General features: G+C 67.2%; 13 protein-coding genes. All 13 read left to right on the forward strand.

Annotated elements, in window-relative coordinates:
* Positions 1-7 precede the first annotated feature (7 nt).
* The 13 genes from xdhC (at position 8) to lpxB (ending at position 14,316) form a co-directional block, all read left to right on the forward strand.
* Complete coding sequence (xdhC, locus tag ABD767_RS06825; RefSeq protein ID WP_344868926.1) at positions 8-871, forward strand: xanthine dehydrogenase accessory protein XdhC; 864 nt, start codon at positions 8-10, stop codon at positions 869-871.
* 129 nt (positions 872-1,000) lie between these two features.
* Positions 1,001-2,206, forward strand: coding sequence for a urate hydroxylase PuuD (locus ABD767_RS06830; RefSeq protein ID WP_103043824.1), 1,206 nt, complete (start codon positions 1,001-1,003; stop codon positions 2,204-2,206).
* Between the two features lie 72 nt (positions 2,207-2,278).
* Positions 2,279-2,845, forward strand: a complete 567-nt coding sequence (gene dcd, locus ABD767_RS06835; RefSeq protein WP_103043804.1) for a dCTP deaminase — start codon at positions 2,279-2,281, stop codon at positions 2,843-2,845.
* Positions 2,846-2,876: 31 nt separating this feature from the next.
* A complete protein-coding gene (gene ypfJ, locus ABD767_RS06840; RefSeq protein ID WP_103043805.1) occupies positions 2,877-3,740 on the forward strand; it encodes a KPN_02809 family neutral zinc metallopeptidase in 864 nt (287 codons plus the stop codon).
* A gap of 126 nt (positions 3,741-3,866) precedes the next feature.
* The gene (locus tag ABD767_RS06845; protein ID WP_103043806.1) at positions 3,867-4,931 is read left to right on the forward strand and encodes a linear amide C-N hydrolase; all 1,065 of its coding nucleotides are present in this window, start codon (positions 3,867-3,869) and stop codon (positions 4,929-4,931) included.
* Positions 4,932-5,024: 93 nt separating this feature from the next.
* Positions 5,025-6,491, forward strand: a complete 1,467-nt coding sequence (locus ABD767_RS06850) for a DEAD/DEAH box helicase (RefSeq protein WP_103043807.1) — start codon at positions 5,025-5,027, stop codon at positions 6,489-6,491.
* Between the two features lie 82 nt (positions 6,492-6,573).
* Entirely contained in the window at positions 6,574-7,941 is a 1,368-nt protein-coding gene (rseP, locus tag ABD767_RS06855; RefSeq protein ID WP_103043808.1) for an RIP metalloprotease RseP, read from the forward strand.
* Between the two features lie 48 nt (positions 7,942-7,989).
* Positions 7,990-10,344, forward strand: coding sequence for an outer membrane protein assembly factor BamA (bamA, locus tag ABD767_RS06860; RefSeq protein ID WP_103043825.1), 2,355 nt, complete (start codon positions 7,990-7,992; stop codon positions 10,342-10,344).
* A complete protein-coding gene (locus tag ABD767_RS06865; protein ID WP_103043809.1) occupies positions 10,344-10,865 on the forward strand; it encodes an OmpH family outer membrane protein in 522 nt (173 codons plus the stop codon). The genes bamA and ABD767_RS06865 overlap by 1 nt, the downstream gene beginning before the upstream one ends.
* A gap of 37 nt (positions 10,866-10,902) precedes the next feature.
* Positions 10,903-11,901: a UDP-3-O-(3-hydroxymyristoyl)glucosamine N-acyltransferase gene (lpxD, locus tag ABD767_RS06870; RefSeq protein WP_103043810.1), complete on the forward strand. Its 999-nt coding sequence runs from the start codon at positions 10,903-10,905 to the stop codon at positions 11,899-11,901.
* Positions 11,898-12,341 carry a 3-hydroxyacyl-ACP dehydratase FabZ gene (gene fabZ, locus ABD767_RS06875; protein ID WP_103043811.1) on the forward strand — a complete coding sequence of 148 codons (444 nt, stop codon included), beginning with the start codon at positions 11,898-11,900 and terminating at the stop codon, positions 12,339-12,341. Before lpxD ends, fabZ begins: the two co-directional genes overlap by 4 nt.
* Positions 12,342-12,355: 14 nt before the next feature.
* On the forward strand, positions 12,356-13,144 hold the full coding sequence (lpxA, locus tag ABD767_RS06880) for an acyl-ACP--UDP-N-acetylglucosamine O-acyltransferase (protein ID WP_103043812.1): 789 nt from the start codon (positions 12,356-12,358) through the stop codon (positions 13,142-13,144).
* An 8-nt stretch (positions 13,145-13,152) separates the two neighbouring features.
* Positions 13,153-14,316: a lipid-A-disaccharide synthase gene (gene lpxB, locus ABD767_RS06885; protein WP_344868937.1), complete on the forward strand. Its 1,164-nt coding sequence runs from the start codon at positions 13,153-13,155 to the stop codon at positions 14,314-14,316.
* The last annotated feature ends 2 nt before the right edge of the window (positions 14,317-14,318 follow it).

Genomic DNA, 14,318 nt, shown 5'->3' on the forward strand with positions numbered 1-14,318 from the left:
GCTTCTCATGGACATGAATGCCCTGGCAGTCACCGCGCTGCAGCAACTGCTGCAAGCGCTGGCGCAGGGGCCGGCATGCCTGGTGCGGGTGCACGCGGGCAAGGGCTCGGTGCCGCGCGAGGTGGGCGCCTGGATGGCGATTGCCGCCAGCGACCCCGAGGTGCTGATCGGCACCATTGGCGGCGGCCATCTGGAACTGCAGGCCATGCGCGAGGCGCGCGAGCGCCTGGACGCGTACCTGGCCGGGCAGGGCGCGCGCGCGCCGCTGGTGCGGCAGGCGCTCGGCCCCAGCCTGGGGCAGTGCTGCGGCGGCGTGGTCACGCTGCACTATGAATGCGTGCAGGCGGGCGACATCGAGCGGCTGCGCCGCGAACTGGCCGCGCCAGGCCATCCGCTGGCGCTGTTTGGCGGCGGCCATGTCGGCCACGCCATCATGCGCGTGCTCACGCCGCTGCCGTTCGCGATCACCTGGGTCGACAGCCGCGACGAGATCTTTCCGCCACAGCTGCCCGATTCGGTGCAGTGCGAGCATTCCGATCCGGTGCAGGCGGCGGTCGCCGACCTGGCGAGCGGCTCGATGGTGCTGATCATGAGCTTCAGCCACGCCGAGGATCTGGACATCGTCGCCGCCTGCCTGCAGCGCCAACGCCGACAGAGCGACCTGCCGTTCATTGGCCTGATCGGCAGCAAGACCAAGTGGGCGACGTTTCGCCATCGGTTGGAGGCGCGCGGCTACACCGGGGCCGAGCTGGAGCAGGTGACCTGCCCGATCGGCGTGCCCGGCATCAGCGGCAAGCAGCCCGAGGTGATTGCCGTGGCCGTGGCGGCACAGTTGCTGATGCGGGTCAACCCTGAAATACCGGTTCGGTAATTTGTATACACTTTGAGTTCACAAATTATGGTCGCAGCGGAGCGGGAGAGCAGACGGGTCTCCATGCGCGGCCGATTCCCCTGCTCAGAGCGCCCCGCGGTGGTGAGCAGCACACAAGCGCGAAACACCATGGAAAGCTATCTGCTCGACTGGGCCAATCTGCTGCTGCGCTGGACGCACGTCATCACCGCCATTGCCTGGGTTGGCTCCTCTTTCTACTTCGTCTTTCTCGACAGCAGCCTGACGCCGCCGGTTGACGAGAAGATGCGCCGCGACGGCGTGACCGGTGAGTTGTGGGCGGTGCACGGCGGGGGCTTCTACCACCCGGTCAAGTACAACGTCTCGCCGCCCAGGCTGCCCGACCATCTGCATTGGTTCTACTGGGAGAGCTACACCACCTGGCTGTCGGGCTTTGCGCTGCTGGCGGTCTCCTATCTGTGGAACGCCGGCATCTACCTGGTCAGCCCGTCCAACCCCATCATGTCGCCAGCCATGGCCGTGGTCGCGGCGCTGGCCTTCCTCGCCGTGTTCTGGCTGGCGTATGACGCGATCTGCCGCATCTGGGGCCAAAAAGAACATGGCGACGCCACCGTCGGCGCGCTGGTCCTGGTGCTGGTGTGCATCGCCGCTTACCTCGCCTGCCACCTCTTTCCCGGCCAGGCGGCGTTTTTGCTGATGGGCGCGATGCTGGCCACCGCGATGAGCGCCAACGTGCTGTTCTGGATCATTCCTGGCCAGCGCAAGGTGGTGGCGGCGCTCAAGGCCGGCCAGCCGGTCGACCCCATCCATGGCAAGCGCGGCAAGCAGCGCAGCGTGCACAACACCTATTTCACGCTGCCGGTGCTGTTCGCCATGCTGTCGACGCACTACGGCTGGCTCTACAACCATGGCCAGAACTGGCTGGTGCTGATCCTGATGATGTTCGCCGGCGCGGCGATCCGCCAGTTCTTCGTGATGCGCCACGGCTTCAAGCTTGGCCGCAATCCGCATCCCTGGCCCTATGCGGCCGTGGGCATCGCGGTGCTGCTGGGCGTGCTGGCGTGGCTCAAGCCCGCGCCGCAGCCGGCGCTGGCCGCCAGTGGCGAGCCGGTGGGCTATGCGCAGATCCACGACCTGATGCAGCAGCACTGCCTGGTTTGCCACAGCCAGGCGACGATCCAGCAAAAAGGCGTCAAGTTCGACACGCCCGAGGACGTCAAGAGCCACGCCCAGCAGATCTACCAACAGGTCGTGCAGCTGCGCAAGATGCCGTTCGGCAACCCGGACGCGCTCACGTCCGAGGAGGTCGACCTGTTCAAGCGCTGGTACGAGGGCGGCGCGCCGGTGGCGCCGTGATGCCCGGACAGCGGCGTTTTCGCCTGGCGCGCGCAGGCCGCATGGCAGAATGCGCGCCAGGAGTCTGACCCGATGAGCATCAAGAGCGATAAATGGATACGCCGCATGGCGGCCGAGCACGGCATGATCGAGCCTTTCGAGCCCGGCCAGGTGCGCCAGGCCGACGGCCAGAAAATCATCAGCTACGGCACAAGCAGCTACGGCTACGACATCCGCTGCGCGCGTGAGTTCAAGGTCTTCACCAACATCCACAGCACCGTGGTCGACCCGAAGAACTTCGACGAGAAAAGCTTCGTCGATTTCGAGGGCGACTCCTGCATCATTCCGCCCAACAGCTTCGCGCTGGCGCGCACCGTCGAGTATTTCCGCATCCCGCGCGACGTGCTGACCATCTGCCTGGGCAAGAGCACCTACGCGCGCTGCGGCATCATCGTCAACGTCACGCCGTTCGAGCCCGAGTGGGAAGGCTATGTGACGCTCGAATTCAGCAACACCACGCCGCTGCCGGCCAAGATCTACGCGGGTGAGGGCTGCGCCCAGGTGCTGTTCTTCCAGGGCGACGAGCCCTGCGAAGTCAGCTACAAGGACCGCGGCGGCAAATACCAGGGCCAGCACGGTGTGACGCTGCCGCGCACCTGACGCACCGCCCCCATCTACACGGAGCACGGCCATGCGCTGGGAAGGCAACCGCCAATCCGACAACGTCGAAGACCGCCGCGCCAGCGGCGGAGGGCGTGGCCTGGGCGGGCGCTCGATCGGCATCGGCACCATCGTGATCGCGCTGGTCGGCTGGGGCGTGTTCGGCATCAATCCGCTGACCACCATCGGCATGCTGTCGGGCGAGGGCGCGCCCCAGGTGCAGCAGGGCCCGGCACAGCAACCTCCGCAGGACGACCGCCAGGCGGCCTTTGTCTCGACGGTGCTGGCGTCGACCGAAGACGTCTGGGGCCAGATTTTTACGCAGGGCGGCGCGCGCTACCAGGCTCCTCGCCTGGTACTGTTTCGCGGCGCCACTCCCACGGCCTGCGGCACGGGTCAAAGCGCGATGGGGCCGTTCTACTGCCCGGGCGATCACAAGGTCTACCTGGACATGGATTTCTTCGACACCATGAGCCGCCAGCTGGGCGCGCCGGGCGAGTTCGCCCGCGCCTACGTCATCGCTCACGAGGTCGGCCATCACGTGCAGACCCTGCTGGGTACGACGGCCAAGGTCGATTCGATGCGCGGGCGCATCAGCCAGCGTGAGCAGAATGCCCTGTCGGTGCGCCTTGAACTGCAGGCCGACTGCTACGCCGGCCTGTGGGCGCAGCACTCGCAGCAGGCACGCGGCTGGCTGCAGCAGGGCGACATTGAGTCGGCGCTGAATGCGGCGCAACAGATTGGCGACGACACGCTGCAGCGCCAGCAGACTGGCACCGTGCGCCCCGACGCCTTCACCCACGGCAGCAGCGCGCAGCGCGTGCGCTGGTTCAACCAGGGCTACCGGTCGGGCAGCGTGCAGTCGTGCGACACCTTCAACGCCGCCGCGTTGTAAGAGCGTAAACACGCTCTAAGGGCGAGCGGCGCATCTCGGTGACAGGGTTGGTGAAATACCGGGCGACATGTCCGGAGCGCGCGGGCGCTTTCGGGCGCGTTTTCCTTTATGACGTCGGGAGACTCGATGAACAAGCAATCACTGCGTTGGATTTTTGCATTGTGTGCGCTGGCTGCAGCCGCGGCCACCACGGCGGCTGATGCCTGCACGCGTGCGGTCTACCTGGGCGACGACGGACAGGTCATCACCACGCGTTCGATGGACTGGAAGGTCGATGTGGGCACCAACCTGTGGATTTTGCCGCGCGGCACCCGGCGCAACGGTGCGGCCGGCCCGGCCTCGGTCGAGTGGACTTCGCGCTATGGCAGCGTAGTGGCGACCGGCTACGACATCGCCACCACCGACGGCTTGAACGAGAAGGGCCTGAGCGCCAATCTGTTGTGGCTGGTGGAATCCGAATACCCGGTCGAGACCGCTGGCAAGAGAACGCTCAGCCTCTCGCTGTGGGCGCAATACGCACTCGACAATTTCGCCACCGTGGCCGAGGCGGTGGCGGCGCTGCGCCAAGAACCGTTCGTCGTGGTGACCGACAAGGTGCCCGGCGAGCAGCGCCTGGCGACGCTGCACCTGTCGCTGTCGGACGCCACGGGCGACAGCGCCATCGTCGAATACATCAAGGGCAGGCCGGTCATCCACCACAGCCGCGACTACAACGTGATGACCAATTCGCCCACGTTCGACGAGCAGCTGGCGCTGGAGCAGTACTGGAAGAACATCGGCGGCACGGTGTTTTTGCCCGGCACCAACCGCGCGGCCGACCGCTTTGCGCGCGCCAAGTTCTACATGGATGCGGTGCCCAGGGATTTGCTGCCCGATGTGGCCGTGGCCACCGCGTTCAGCGTGATCCGCAACGTCTCGGTGCCGTTTGGCATCAACACGCCGGATCAGCCCAACATCTCGTCGACACGCTGGCGCACCGTGGCGGATCACAAGCGCGGACTCTACTTTTTCGAGTCGGCGGTCACGCCCAACACCTTTTGGGTCGACACCCGCAAGGTCGATTTCTCGGCCGAAACCGGCAAGACCCTGAAACTGGATCTGGGGCCGAACCAGTCCAGGGTGTACGCGGGCGATGCGCTCGCGCACTTTCAGGCGGCCGAGCCGTTTCGCTTCCTCGAAACCAGGCAATAGCCGGCGGCACGACTGCGTGCGCGGCAGACGCTTTCCCATCGTGTTGCGGAAGAATTTGCCGGTTTTTTGTTGCAATGCGACAATCACGGGTTCATGACACAACCCTACTCTTCGATTGCGCTGGCGGATCCGCTGCAGCGCGCCGTGGCCGACATGGGCTACGAGAACATGACGCCCATCCAGGCCGAGGCGATCCCTGTGGTGCTGACGGGCAAGGACGTGATGGGCGCAGCCCAGACCGGCACCGGCAAGACGGCGGCGTTCTCGCTGCCGCTGCTGCAGCGCCTGCTCAAGCACGAAAACAGCTCTGCATCGCCAGCGCGCCACCCGGTGCGCGCGCTGGTGCTGCTGCCCACGCGTGAGCTGGCCGACCAGGTCGCGCAGCAGGTGGCCCAGTACGCCAAGTACACCAAGCTGCGCTCCGCCGTCGTCTTTGGCGGCATGGACATGAAGCCGCAGACGCTGGAGCTGAAGAAAGGTGTCGAGGTGCTGGTGGCCACGCCCGGGCGGCTGCTCGATCACATCGAGGCCAAGAACGCCATCCTCAACCAGGTCGAATACGTGGTGCTGGACGAGGCCGACCGCATGCTCGACATCGGCTTCCTGCCCGACCTGCAGCGCATCCTCAGCTACCTGCCCAAGGAGCGCACCACGCTGCTGTTCTCGGCCACCTTCTCGCCCGAGATCAAGCGCCTGGCCAAGAGCTATCTGCAGGATCCGGTGACCATTGAGGTCGCGCGTCCCAACGAGACCGCGTCCACCGTCGAGCAGCGTTTCTTCAGCGCCCAGGATGACGACAAGCGCCGCGCGGTGCGCCAGATCCTGAAGGATCGAGCGCTCAAGCAGGCCTTCATCTTCGTCAACAGCAAGCTTGGCTGCGCGCGCCTGGCGCGGGCGCTGGAGCGCGACGGGCTGAAAACCGCGGCGCTGCACGGCGACAAGAGCCAGGACGAGCGCCTGAAGGCGCTGGAAGCCTTCAAGGCCGGCGAGGTCGACCTGCTGGTGTGCACCGACGTCGCCGCGCGCGGCCTGGACATCAAGGACGTGCCGGCGGTCTTCAACTACGACGTGCCGTTCAACGCCGAGGACTATGTGCACCGCATCGGCCGCACCGGCCGCGCCGGAGCCTCGGGCCTGGCGGTGACGCTGGTGGCCAGCAGCGACGCGCGCTCGGTCGCCGAGATCGAGAAGCTGATCAAGAAAAAAATCGAGGTCGAAGCGCTGGCGCTCGACGGCGAGCGCCCACGCGGGCGCTCGCACGACAGCCGGCGCAGCTGGGGCGACGACGAGCGAGGCGGCGCCGCCCGACGCGGCGCGCGCAGCAGCGGCGGCAGCACCTACCACCGCGCACCGACGGCGCGCGACCCCTTCTTCGACCGCCCCTACGAGCCCAGCGCGGCGGCGGATCAGCCCGGCTGGGAAGCGGCACCCAGGGTGGCCACGCGCGCCGGCCTGTCGGCCAACATCAAGCCGCGGCGCAAGGTCGCGGCCCTGTTCAAGGCGCCCACGCCTGCCGCAGCAGCTGCGGTCGAAGTGACGGCCACGGCGGCCGACGCCTGAACAGGCGCCGTGTGGGGAACTGGCGCGCGCGCCCTTGATCCATACGGGCTTGATACCGCTTGACCTCCAACAACTGCCCGCCATGCTTCTGACCATCGTCGCGTTCGTCGTTGCGCTGGGCGTGTTGATCGCCGTGCACGAATACGGCCACTACCGCGTGGCCGTCGCCTGCGGCGTCAAGGTGTTGCGCTTCTCGGTCGGCTTTGGCCGCCCGCTGCTGCGCTGGCAGCGCAAGGGGGCGGACACCGAGTTCGTCGTCGGCGCCATTCCGCTGGGCGGCTACGTGCGCATGCTCGACGAGGGCGAGGCGCCGGTACCGCCCGCGCAGCGCCACCTGGCGTTCAACAACCAGCCGCTGCGCAAGCGCGCGGCCATCGTCGCCGCCGGGCCGCTGGCCAATCTGCTGCTGGCCGTGGTGCTCTACAGCGTGGTCAACTGGATGGGCGTACCCGAACCCCAGGCCTGGCTGGCGCGCCCCGCCGCCGGCTCGATTGCTGCGCAGGCCGGCCTGCAGGGTGGCGAGCACGTCATTGCCGCGACCATGGGCGGCAGCAGCACCAGCGAGCCGGTGGCGTCGTTCGACGACCTGCGCTGGAAGCTGGCGCAGGCGGCGCTGCGCGGCGAGGACATGCGCCTGGAGTATGAGACCGAAGCCGGCGCGGCGCGCCGCGAGGTGGTGCTGCAGACATCGCACATCGGCCCCGGCGAGGCCGACGACCAGCTGTACCAGCGCATCGGTTTGCTTGCGCCCTACAGCCCGCCGGTGCTCGGCGAGGTGATGGCCGGCGGCGCCGGAGAGCGTGCGGGCCTGCATGCGGGCGACCGTGTGCTGCGCGTGGGCGACGCCGACGTGGGCGACGCGCAGCAGCTGCGCGCGCTGATCCGCGCAAGCGTGCGCGCCGGCCAGCCGCTGGCGCAGGCCTGGCGCGTCGAGCGCGGCGGGCAGGTCATCGACCTGGACGTGCTGCCCGAGCTGCAGCGCGACGGCGACGCCTACGTGGGCCGCATTGGCGCCTATGTGGGCCAGCCGCCATCGATGACCACGGTGCGCTACGGCCCGTGGCAGGGCATCGCCAAGGGCGCCCAGCGCACCTGGGAGGTGTCGGCGCTGACGCTGCGCATGATCGGGCGCATGGTGGTCGGCCAGGCATCGGTCAAGAACCTCAGCGGGCCGCTGACGATTGCCGACTACGCCGGGCGCTCGGCCAGCATGGGGCTGGCGCAATACCTGGCCTTCATGGCATTGATCAGCGTGAGCCTGGGCGTGCTCAATCTGCTGCCGATCCCGGTTCTGGATGGGGGGCACCTGATGTATTATCTTTGGGAGGCAGCGACCGGCCACGGCGTCTCCAACGCGTGGATCGAGCGCCTGCAACGAGGGGGCATCGCCGTGCTGCTGCTGATGATGTCCATTGCACTATTCAACGATTTCAATCGGCTCTTTGGCTAATTGCACGCCGCAGGCTTTTTGTTTGCCCTGGTGGCTTTCGCTTCATCCATGAAACCTCATTCCAAACGATTGGGCGTGCGCGCGGCCACGGCCCTCGCCGCCATGGTGTTTGCGGCCCAGGCCGCCTGGGCGCTGCAGCCTTTCAAGGTGCAGGACATTCGCGTCGAGGGCCTGCAGCGGGTCGAGCCCGGCACGGTGTTCGCGTCGCTGCCGCTGCGCGTGGGCGACGAGTACAACGACGAGAAGGGCGCCGCCGCCATTCGCGCGCTGTTTGCGCTGGGGCTGTTCAAGGACGTACGCCTGGAGGCTACGGGCGACGTGCTGGTCGTGGTCGTTGAGGAACGCCCGACGATTGCCGACGTGGAGTTCGCCGGCACCAAGGAGTTCGACAAGGACGCACTCAAGAAGGCGATGCGCGACATCGGCCTGACCGAGGGCCGGCCATTCGACAAGGCGCTGGCCGACCGCGCCGAGCAGGAGCTCAAGCGCCAGTACATCAACCGCAGCCTGTACGGCGCCGAGGTGGTGACCACGGTGACGCCGATCGAGCGCAACCGCGTCAACCTCACCTTCACCGTGACCGAGGGCGCGCCTGCGCGCATCAAGGACATCCGCGTCGTCGGCAACCACGCGTTCAGCGAGTCGACGCTGACCGGCCTGTTCGACCAGGACACCGGCGGCTGGATGAGTTGGTACACCAAGAGCGACCGCTATGCGCGCTCCAAGCTCAATGCCGACCTGGAGTCGTTGCGCTCGTACTACCTGGCGCGCGGCTACCTGGAGTTCCGCGTCGATTCGACGCAGGTGGCGATCTCGCCGGACAAGCAGTCGATCTCGATCACGATCAACGTGACCGAGGGCAACCGCTACGTCGTCTCCGGTGTGCAGCTGGAGGGCAACTACCTCAACCGCGACGACGAGTTCAAGTCGCTCATCACCATCGCGCCGGGCCAGCCCTACAACGCCGACAAGGTGGCCGAGACGACCAAGGCGTTTACCGACCACTTCGCCAATTTCGGCTTTGCCTTCGCGCATGTCGAGGCCGTTCCCGAGATCGACCGCGAGAACAACCGCGTCGCGCTGGTGCTGCGCGCCGAGCCGTCGCGCCGAGCCTACGTGCGCCGCATCCACGTGAGCGGTAACAACCGCACGCGCGATGAAGTGATCCGCCGCGAGTTCCGCCAGTACGAGGCGTCCTGGTACGACGGAGACAAGATAAAGCTCTCGCGCGACCGTGTCGACCGCCTGGGCTTTTTCACCGAGGTCGACGTGCAGACGCAGGACGTGCCCGGCGCGCCCGACCAGGTCGACCTGATGATCAACGTCGTTGAAAAGCCCACTGGCTCGGTGCAGCTGGGCGCGGGCTTCTCCAGCGCCGAGAAAGTCACGCTGTCGTTCGGCATCAAGCAGGAGAACGTGTTCGGCTCGGGCAACTACCTGGGCGTGGACGTCAACACCAGCAAGTACAACCGCACCATCGTCTTCTCGACGACCGACCCGTACTTCACGCAGAACGGCATCTCGCGCACCTTCGACCTGTACTACCGCACCTCGCGCCCGTATTCGTACTACATCGACGACGAGAAGATCGGCACCAGCGACATGTACAAGATCGTCTCCAAGGGCGCGTCGGTGCGTTTTGGCGTGCCGATGAGCGAGCTGGACACGATCTACCTGGGCGCGGGCTTCGAGCAGACGCGCATCGAGCGCGGCGTGTACCTGCCGTGGCAGTACAAGGAGTACGCGGGCAAGAGCAACACCGCGATTCCGCTGACGCTGGGCTGGGGGCGCGATTCGCGCGACAGCGCGCTGGCGCCGACCGAAGGCCGCTACCAGCGCCTGAATGCCGACTGGTCCGTGGCTGGCGACATGAAGTACGTCAAGGCCAACTACCAGTTCCAGCAGTACTGGCCGGTGACCAAGGCAGTGACGCTGGCCTTCAACACCGAGCTGGGCTGGGGCAAGGGGCTGGGAGGCAACAAATACCCCATCTTCAAGAACTTCTACGCCGGCGGCCTGGGCTCGGTGCGCGGCTTCGACCAGGGCAGCCTGGGGCCGCGCGAGACCTGCTACCAGGGCGTGGACGGCAGTCCCGTGTGCTCGCCCGACAACTATTCCTACCTCGGAGGCGCCAAGCTGGCCGTCTTCAACGCCGAGCTGATCGCGCCGCTGCCAGGCACCGGCAACGACAAGACGCTGCGCTGGTTCGCCTTCGTCGACGTCGGCAGCGTCTTCGGCGAGAACGATCCCATCCGTGCCAACGAGATGCGCGCCTCCACTGGCGTGGGCATCAGCTGGATCTCTCCCCTTGGCCCTCTGCGCCTGGCTTTCGCCACGCCCATCCGTAAAAAGGAAGGCGACAGGCTGCAGAAATTTCAATTCCAAATCGGTACCGCTTTCTGATGAAACACCTTACCCGCCACATCACCCTGGTTGCCGCCCTGGTGGGCGCTCTGTCGCTGGCCGCTCCGCTGGCCGCGCAGGCGCAAAGCTTCAAGGCCGGCTTCGTCAACACCGACCGCATCTTCCGCGAGGCCGATGGCGCCAAGGCTGCGCAAACCAAGCTGGAGCAGGAGTTCTCGCGCCGCGAGAAGGAACTGGTCGATCAGGGCAATGCGCTCAAGTCGGCCACCGAGAAGTTCGAGCGCGACGCGCCGACCATGTCCGAGAACCAGCGCAACACGCGCCAGCGCCAGCTGGTCGAGCAAGATCGCGACTTCCAGCGCAAGCGCCGTGAGTTTCAGGAAGACCTGAACGCACGCAAGAACGAGGAGCTGTCGCAGGTGCTCGACCACGCCAACAAGGTCGTCAAGCAAGTAGCCGAGGCGGAGAACTACGACGTCATCCTGCAGGAAGCGGTCTACATCAACCCCAAGCACGACATCACCGACAAGGTGCTCAAGGCGATGAATGGCGGCAAATAAGCCGTTGTTCGCACCGCGCGCTGCAAACGGCTGAACCGTGGGATTGCTGCTGACCGACATCGTCGATGCCCTGGGCGGCAGCCTGGAGGGCGCGGCCCCCGGGTTGCGCATCGAGGGCATTGCGCCGCTGGACAGCGCCGGCCCCGCTGAGCTGAGCTTTCTGAACAACCAGCGCTACCAGGCGCAACTGGCGCAGTCGCGCGCGGCCTGCGTCATCGTCGCGCCGGCCCTGCGCGCGCAGGCACTGGAGCGTGGCGCGGCCATCGTCACCGACGAGCCCTATCTGTACTTTGCGCGCCTCACCCAGCTGTGGGCGCGCGCCCAGGGCCAGGCTGCGCAGCCGGGCATCCACCCGAGCGCCGTCGTCCACCCAGACGCCCAGGTCGACGCGAGCGCCAGCATCGGGCCGCTGTGCGTGGTCGAGCAGGGCGCGGTGATCGGCGCGCAGACTGTGCTCGCCTCGCGCGTGAGCGTGGGCGCGCGCTGTCGCATTGGCGCACGCTGCATCATCCATCCGGGCGTGGTGATTGGCGCCGACGGTTTCGGCTTTGCGCCACACCAGGGCGAATGGGTCAAGATCGCCCAGCTGGGCGCGGTGCGCATCGGCGACGACGTGGAGATCGGCGCCAACACCTGCATCGACCGCGGCGCGCTCGACGACACCGTGATCGAGGACGGCGTCAAGCTCGACAACCTGATCCAGATTGCGCACAACGTGCACATCGGCCGCCATACCGCCATGGCCGGCTGCTCGGCCGTTGCCGGCAGCACGCACATCGGCGCACATTGCCAGATTGCGGGGGCCGCGTCCATCATCGGCCATCTGCGCATTGCCGACCACGTGCACGTCTCGACGAACACGGTCGTGACGCACTCGATCAACCGCCCCGGCCATTACACTGGCGTGTTTCCGATGGACGACAATGCCCAGTGGGAGAAAAACGCCGCCACGCTGCGCCAGCTGTACCGGCTGCGCGAACGCGTCAAGGCCCTGGAACACCTATGCAAGAACACGACACCGCCGCGACCACAATGATGGACATCCACTACATCCTCAAGCAACTGCCGCATCGCTACCCGTTTTTGCTGGTGGACAAGGTGGTCGAGCTCGAGCGCAACAAGAGCATCCGGGCCATCAAGAACGTCACCTTCAACGAGCCGTTTTTCACCGGCCACTTTCCCGGCCGCCCGGTCATGCCCGGGGTGCTGATCCTCGAAGCGCTGGCCCAGGCCGCGGGCCTGCTGGCGTTCGACGCCATGGGCCAGGTGCCCGACGAGAGCAACATCTATTACTTCGTCGGTATCGATGGTGCGCGCTTCAAGCGCCCGGTGGAGCCGGGCGACCAGTTGATCCTGGACGTCAACATCGACCGCGTGCGCGGCGGCATCTGGCGTTTCAACGCCGTCGGCCGCGTAGGCGACGAGGTGGCGGCCGAGGCCCAGCTGATGTGCACCATGCGCCACGTGGGCAGCTGAGGCGGCGCGGCGACGTGAGCCTGATCCACCCCACGGCCATCGTCGATCCGCAGGCGCGGATCGACGCCAGCGTCACCGTCGGGCCCTATGCGGTCATTGGCGCGCATGTAGCCATCGGCGCGCGCACCACGGTCGGCGCGCACTGCGTGATCGAGGGCCACACGACGATCGGCGAGGACAACCAGATCTTCCAGTTCGCGTCGCTGGGCGCCCAGCCGCAGGACAAAAAATATGCCGGCGAGCCCACGCGGCTGGTGATCGGCAACCGCAACACGATTCGCGAGTTTTGCACCTTCAACACCGGCACCGCGCAAGACCTGGGCGTGACCACGATCGGCGACGACAACTGGATCATGGCCTATGTGCACATCGCGCATGACTGCGTCGTCGGCAACCAGACCATTCTGGCCAACAACGCCACGCTGGCCGGCCATGTGCACGTGGGCGACCACGTCATCATTGGCGGGCTGACCGGGGTGCACCAGTTCACCCATGTCGGCGCGCACGCGATGGCCGGCTTTGCCAGCCACATCTCGCAGGACGTGCCACCCTTCGTCATGGTCGACGGCAATCCGCTGGCGGTACGCGGCCTCAACAGCGAGGGGCTGCGCCGGCGCGGCTTCTCGGCCGAGCGCCAGGCGGCGCTCAAGCAGGCCTACCGCCTGCTGTATCGCCACGGCCTGACGCTGGAGGCGGCGCTCGCGCGCATTGTCGCGCTGACGGGCGACTACCCGGGCGCGGCGGGCGATATCGAGCTGCTGCACGGCTTTGTCGCCGCCTCGCGCCGCGGCATCGCGCGCTGATGGACTCCATGCGCCCACCAGGCCAGGCGCCGCGCGTGGCCATGGTGGCCGGCGAGACCTCGGGCGATCTGCTGGCCAGCCTGCTGCTGGGCGGCCTTCGCCAGCGCTGGAGCACCGTCGCCAGCATGGGCATTGGTGGGCCGCGCATGGCGGCGCAGGGCTTCGACGCCTGGTGGGACAGCGAGCGCCTGGCCGTGCACGGCTACAGCCTGGAGCTGGTGCGCCGGCTGTGGGGCATCGTGCAGATCCGCAAGCAGCTGCGCGCGCGCCTGTTGCAGGAGCGCCCCGACGTGTTCATCGGTGTCGACGCGCCCGACTTCAACCTGGGCCTGGAGCAGGGCCTGCGCGCCGCCGGCATCAAGACGGTTCACTTCGTCTGCCCGTCGATCTGGGCCTGGCGGCCCGAGCGCATCGAGAAAATCCGTGCAGCGGCCGACCACGTGCTGTGCCTGTTCCCGTTCGAGCCCGCGCTGCTGGCCGAGCACGGCATTGCAGCCACCTACGTCGGCCATCCGCTGGCGGGCGTCATCCCTTTTGAGCCCGACCGCGCCGCCGCCCGCACCCGGCTGGGCTTGAACCACGACGCGCCGGTGCTGGCCGTCCTGCCCGGCAGCCGCCGCGCCGAGGTGGCCTACATCGCCCGCCCGTTCTTCCAGGCCGCGCGGCTGCTGGCGCAGGAGCGGCCGGGTTTGCAGATGGTCGTGCCCGCGGTGCCGGCGCTGCGCGCGCGCATCGAAGAATTGGCGCGCGAATGCGCTGTGGCGGACAGCCTGCGCATCGTCGCCGGCCAGTCGCACGACGTGCTGGCCGCCTGCGACGTGACCTTGATTGCCAGTGGCACGGCCACGCTGGAGGCCGCGCTGTTCCAGCGGCCGATGGTGATCGGCTACCACATGCACCCGCTCAGCTGGCGGCTGATGCAGCGCAAGAAGCTGCAGCCCTGGGTGGGCCTGCCCAATATCCTGTGCCGCGACTTCGTCGTGCCCGAGCTGCTGCAGGACGCGGCCACGCCCCGGGCGCTGGCCGACGCGGTACTGCAGTGGCTGGACGACGTGCAGGCCGGCAATGCCCGCCTGCAGCAGCTGCAACAGCGCTTTGGCGAGCTGCACTACAGCCTGCGGCGCGACACGCCGGCGCTTGCTGCCGATGCGGTGGCGCAGCTGCTGGGGTGACC

Source organism: Comamonas faecalis (assembly GCF_039538025.1).
GTDB lineage: Bacteria > Pseudomonadota > Gammaproteobacteria > Burkholderiales > Burkholderiaceae_C > Comamonas_C > Comamonas_C faecalis.

Excerpts from the sequence above, each read along its gene's own strand:
- rseP (WP_103043808.1), top strand. The coding sequence starts at position 6,574 with ATGCTTCTGACCATCGTCGCGTTCGTCGTTGCGCTGGGCGTGTTGATC.
- ABD767_RS06830 (WP_103043824.1), top strand. The coding sequence starts at position 1,001 with ATGGAAAGCTATCTGCTCGACTGGGCCAATCTGCTGCTGCGCTGGACG.
- bamA (WP_103043825.1), top strand. The coding sequence starts at position 7,990 with ATGAAACCTCATTCCAAACGATTGGGCGTGCGCGCGGCCACGGCCCTC.
- ABD767_RS06850 (WP_103043807.1), top strand. The coding sequence starts at position 5,025 with ATGACACAACCCTACTCTTCGATTGCGCTGGCGGATCCGCTGCAGCGC.
- lpxB (WP_344868937.1), top strand. The coding sequence starts at position 13,153 with ATGCGCCCACCAGGCCAGGCGCCGCGCGTGGCCATGGTGGCCGGCGAG.
- dcd (WP_103043804.1), top strand. The coding sequence starts at position 2,279 with ATGAGCATCAAGAGCGATAAATGGATACGCCGCATGGCGGCCGAGCAC.
- ypfJ (WP_103043805.1), top strand. The coding sequence starts at position 2,877 with ATGCGCTGGGAAGGCAACCGCCAATCCGACAACGTCGAAGACCGCCGC.
- ABD767_RS06865 (WP_103043809.1), top strand. The coding sequence starts at position 10,344 with ATGAAACACCTTACCCGCCACATCACCCTGGTTGCCGCCCTGGTGGGC.
- ABD767_RS06845 (WP_103043806.1), top strand. The coding sequence starts at position 3,867 with ATGAACAAGCAATCACTGCGTTGGATTTTTGCATTGTGTGCGCTGGCT.
- xdhC (WP_344868926.1), top strand. The coding sequence starts at position 8 with ATGGACATGAATGCCCTGGCAGTCACCGCGCTGCAGCAACTGCTGCAA.
- fabZ (WP_103043811.1), top strand. The coding sequence starts at position 11,898 with ATGATGGACATCCACTACATCCTCAAGCAACTGCCGCATCGCTACCCG.